4 protein-coding genes and 1 pseudogene are annotated in these 4,738 nt (G+C 61.2%); all 5 read left to right on the forward strand.

The features are described 5' to 3' along the window. Positions 1 to 36: 36 nt before the first annotated feature. Entirely contained in the window at positions 37 to 924 is an 888-nt protein-coding gene (locus VGO04_RS07275; protein WP_327495283.1) for a proline/glycine betaine ABC transporter permease, read from the forward strand. Next, positions 917 to 1,954 (forward strand): glycine betaine/L-proline ABC transporter ATP-binding protein, encoded by a 1,038-nt coding sequence (locus VGO04_RS07280; RefSeq protein WP_327495284.1) that lies wholly within the window; start codon positions 917 to 919, stop codon positions 1,952 to 1,954. The genes VGO04_RS07275 and VGO04_RS07280 overlap by 8 nt, the downstream gene beginning before the upstream one ends. Positions 1,955 to 2,059: 105 nt before the next feature. After that, entirely contained in the window at positions 2,060 to 2,971 is a 912-nt protein-coding gene (locus tag VGO04_RS07285; RefSeq protein WP_327495285.1) for a dihydrodipicolinate synthase family protein, read from the forward strand. Positions 2,972 to 3,031: 60 nt separating this feature from the next. Further along, entirely contained in the window at positions 3,032 to 4,378 is a 1,347-nt protein-coding gene (locus tag VGO04_RS07290; protein ID WP_327495286.1) for an FAD-binding oxidoreductase, read from the forward strand. A 168-nt stretch (positions 4,379 to 4,546) separates the two neighbouring features. Further along, a pseudogene (locus tag VGO04_RS07295) lies at positions 4,547 to 4,738 on the forward strand (GlxA family transcriptional regulator); the annotation flags it as partial.

Here is a 4,738-nt window from a genome sequence, read left to right on the forward strand (position 1 = left end):
AAACTTGCGCCGGCTTCTTCAAAAAGGAGGAACCGAATGGAATGGCTTTATGAATTCCCACACATGAACGACGACGCTCTTCGCGCGCTGAAGAAAGCGATCGACGAAGGTTTCCGGTCGTTCACGCGCGCCTATGGCGACATCATCGAGGGCTTCTTTTCCCCCTTGCAGCACTTCTTGATCGCTTCCGAGCGCTTCATGACCCAGACGCCGTGGCCCATTATTATCATCATCATTCTTGCGATCGCCTGGGGTGCGAGCAGAAGCTTGAAGGTCGTGCTCGGCTGTCTGGTGACCCTCTTGGCGATCGGCTATTTCGACATGTGGGACGACACGATGCGGACGATCTCGATGATCTTCGTCTGCACGCTGCTGTCGATCGCCATCGGCATTCCGATCGGCATTCTGATGTCGCGGTCCGACCGCTTGCAACGGGTCGTCAACCCGGTGCTCGACGTCATGCAGACAATGCCGAGCTTCGTCTATCTGATCCCTGTCGTCATGCTGCTCGGCATCGGCAAGGTGCCGGGGCTGATCGCCGTCGTCATCTATGCCATCCCGCCGATGATCCGGCTCACCAACCTTGGCATTCGCCTCGTCGACAAGGATGTGCTCGAAGCCGCCGATGCCTTCGGCTCGTCAAGCTGGCAGAAGCTCAAGAACGTGCAGCTGCCACTGGCGCTTCCGACGATCATGGCGGGCATCAACCAGACAATCATGATGGCGCTCGCCATGGTCGTCATCGCCTCGATGATCGGGGTCCAGGGCCTCGGCCAGCCGGTGCTGAAGGCGATCGCCAACCAGTACTTCACGCTCGGCATATTCAACGGCCTCGCCATCGTCGGCATCGCCATCATCTTCGACCGGGTCAGCCAGGCCTATGGCGAGAGATTGCAGAAGCACCGGGAGATCGTCCATGGCTGACACCACCTTCGGCGGCATCAAGATCCGCCACCTCTACAAGATCTTCGGACCAAGCGCCTCTGCGCATGTCGAGGCCGCGCAAAAGGGCTTGACGAAAACCGAGCTCAACGAACGGCACGGGCATGTCTTGGGCTTGCGCGACATCAACATCGAAATCCCCTCCGGCTGCATCCAGGTGATCATGGGCCTGTCGGGGTCGGGAAAGTCGACCTTGATCCGGCACATCAATCGCCTGATCGACCCGACGGCCGGCGAGGTGCTCGTCGATGGTTTCGACGTCGTCAAAATGGCGCAGCCGGAACTGCGCGAGTTCCGGCGCCACCAGACGGCGATGGTGTTTCAGAAGTTCGCGCTGCTTCCGCATCGCAACGTTCTCGACAACACGCTCTATGGCCTTGAGGTGCAAGGCGTTGAGCGCGCGAAAGGCGTCGACATCGCCATGCGATGGATCGAGCGCGTGGGGCTGAAGGGCTTTGAAAACAAGTATCCCAACCAGCTTTCCGGCGGCATGCAGCAGCGTGTCGGGCTTGCCCGTGCGCTTTCCAACGACGCGCCCGTTCTCCTGATGGACGAAGCCTATTCGGCCCTCGACCCGCTCATCCGCATGGACATGCAGACGGTTCTTCTCGACCTGCAAAAGGAGATCAAGAAGACCATCGTCTTCATCACCCATGATCTCGACGAGGCATTGCGGTTGGGCGACCAGATCGCGGTCCTGCGCGACGGCGAGGTGATCCAGCAGGGTACCAGCCAGGACATCGTCCTGAGGCCGGCGGACGACTACATCGCCAACTTCGTAAAGGAGGTGAACCGTGGTCGGGTCGTTCATGTCGAGGCCGTGATGACACCGGTCGCCGCCGATCACGCCGTCAATGGCGCGACACTAAGCACTGGAAGCACGATCGAAGCTGCGCTGAAGATCCTGGCGCACAAGGAGGCCAAGGATCTGGTGGTGGTCGATGCCGGCGGCATGCCCGTGGGCACCGTCGATCTGAAGCGGCTGGCCGCAGCGGTCGTAACGCCGCACTGAGCGGCGGGAGACCTGCACACATTCAACCGAAACCTAGGAACCGGGCAAGCGTTGCCGCGGCGAAATCCGCTCGCCCAAGTTACGGGCCTATCGAGGAGAGATATCATGAAGTTTGAAGGCATCTACACCCCGGCGATCACGCCAATCGGGCAAGACGGGCAAATCGACCGAAAGGGTTTTGCAGCCGTGCTTGAGTCCCTCATCGAAGCGGGCGTTCACGGCATCATCATTGGCGGATCGACCGGCGAATATTACGCCCAGAGCGCAGAAGAGCGTTTCAATCTCGCCGCCCTAGCCAAGGATGTAATCGGTTCACGACTGCCGCTCGTCGTCGGCACGGGCGCCACCAGGACGGAAGACTCCGTGGCGTTTGCCAAGGCGGCCAAGGAGATCGGCGCCGACGCCATTCTCGTGTCGTCGCCGCCCTACGCCTTGCCGACCGAGGAGGAGAACGCGGCCCACGCGTTGACGGTGGATCGAGCGGCGGGTCTGCCGATCATGCTCTACAACTATCCGGCCCGCATGGGCGTGATGATGGGAGACGCCTACTTCTCGCGCGTCAGCGAATCCAGAAACGTCGTGGCCATCAAGGAAAGCTCCGGCGACATGGCCAATCTTCACCTGCTCGCCCGCAAGTATCCGAACATCGCACTTTCCTGTGGCTGGGATGACCAGGCACTCGAGTTCTTCGCCTGGGGCGCAAGGAGCTGGGTCTGCGCCGGCTCCAACTTTCTGCCGAAGGAACATGTCGCCCTCTATGAGGCCTGCGTCATCGAGAAGAACTTCGACAAGGGACGGGCGATCATGACGGCGATGCTGCCGCTGATGGATTTCCTCGAATGCGGCAAATTCGTCCAGTCGATCAAACACGGTTGTGAACTGAAAGGCCTGCCGGCGGGACCGGCTCGGGCACCGCTCGGTTCGCTCAACACCAATGAAAAGGTAACACTCGAGACAATCGTCGCGACTCTGAAACGCGATGTCGCCCAAATTGTCGCAGGAAATCGCCATGCGTGAGCGAACAATCGCGGCCAGAACGATCCGCCGGTTGCGCGAACCCAAGAGAGCGACGATCCAATGATCACGCGGCCCGTCAAACGCTTGCCTGTCGAAAATGGCATCTCGGGCTGGGAGGCGATCAGCCAACGTTCGTTTCCGGTCCGCCGCCTCGAAGGCACCGTGATCGCGGACTGGTTGATCATCGGTGCCGGCTTTGCCGGTCTTTCTGCAGCGCGCCGCCTGCTGCAACTGCGTCCCGAAGACAAGGTCGTCATTCTCGAGGCGAGCGAAGTGGGCAAGGGTACGTCGGGCCGGAATTCCGGCTACATGATCGACGTGCCGCACAACCTGTCATCCGGCGAATATTCAAGCGGAGGTGCCGACAGCACGCGCAGGGAAATGGCCCAGAACCGATACGCCATCGCGTTCGCCGGCCAAGCGGCTGAAGCCTATGGAATGTCGCGCGAGACCTTCGATCCCGCAGGCAAGATCAATGCGGCTGCGACCGCGCGCGGCATGAAGCTCAATAGGAGTTTCGGCCAGTCGCTCAAGGCCGCGGACGAGAAGCACGCCTTTCTAGACGCCGCCGAGATGCGGGAGATAACGGGGTCCAACTATTACCTCGGCGGGCTCTACACGCCTGGTGCCGTCCTGATCCAACCGGCCGACTACGTACGCCAGTTCGCTGCCGGGCTTTCACGCGAGCTCGATCTCTTCGAGCGGTCCCCCGTGACGTCTCTCAAGCGCGACAATGGGATTTGGACAGCAATGACGGCAGGCGGCTCGGTATGCGCGCCCAAGGTCATCCTGGGCGTGAACGGCCACGTGGAAGACTTCGGCCATTTCGGCAGGCGGCTGATGCACATCTTCGCCTACGCCTCGATGACGGCGCCGTTTCCGGCAGATGATTTCGGCCACAAGGCCTCCGGTCGGGATCGCTGGGCGTTGCTTCCGGCCGACGCGATGGGCGCGACCGTACGCAAGATCACCTCAGGTGGTCAGTCGCGCATCGCGATCCGCACCAAATACACCTACGACACGACGCTCGCCCTTTCGGAAAGCCGCCTCGCAAAGATGGCGCAAGCGCATCGCCGTTCGATGGATGCGAGATTTCCTGATCTCGAGGGAATACCGTTCGAGCACAGTTGGGCAGGCCGTCTCTGCCTCAGCCTCAACCACGTTCCGGCCTTTGGCGAGATCGACGAAGGGCTCTTTTCCGCGTGCTGCGAGAACGGGCTCGGCACCGTCAAGAGCACGCTTGCCGGCATCATGGCCGCCAACTTGGCGACCGGGAACGTGTGTCGAGAACTTTCGGATTACATGGACCACCGCGACCCCACCCGGCTCCCGCCGGAGCCGCTTGCATGGCTCGGCATAAACTCGGTGATCCGACTGCAGGAACTTCGCGCGGGTCGCGAGGGGTGATGCGTCTTCGGCCGACCCGAGGGGACAGAGCCGCAAATATACGGGCTTGGGTGCTGCCCGCGCCATGACGAGGCGATTTCGGGAACGGGTTTGGGTGGGCCCCTATGATAAACGGTCCACAGGTACCAACCAAGGCTTGGGCGGCGAGGCGGAATTGCTATGACGACGATGATGAGATCCAATGCACCGGCGACGAACCGCTTCAATATCGGTTTCGTGCTCGCCCGGTCGTTCACCCTTTCGGCCTTCGCCCTTTTCGTCGACACGCTCCGGCTCGCAAGTGACGAACTCGACAAGTCCGGTCGCATCCGCGCCGACTGGCAGGTGCTTGGCAATACGCGGCATCTGATCGCGTCGAGT

Source organism: Ensifer sp. (genome assembly GCF_035999185.1).
GTDB lineage: Bacteria > Pseudomonadota > Alphaproteobacteria > Rhizobiales > Rhizobiaceae > Ensifer.

Bases quoted from the DNA above. Each gene is read 5' to 3' on its own strand.
- VGO04_RS07275 (WP_327495283.1), top strand. From the start codon at position 37: ATGGAATGGCTTTATGAATTCCCACACATGAACGACGACGCTCTTCGC.
- VGO04_RS07280 (WP_327495284.1), top strand. From the start codon at position 917: ATGGCTGACACCACCTTCGGCGGCATCAAGATCCGCCACCTCTACAAG.
- VGO04_RS07285 (WP_327495285.1), top strand. From the start codon at position 2,060: ATGAAGTTTGAAGGCATCTACACCCCGGCGATCACGCCAATCGGGCAA.
- VGO04_RS07290 (WP_327495286.1), top strand. From the start codon at position 3,032: ATGATCACGCGGCCCGTCAAACGCTTGCCTGTCGAAAATGGCATCTCG.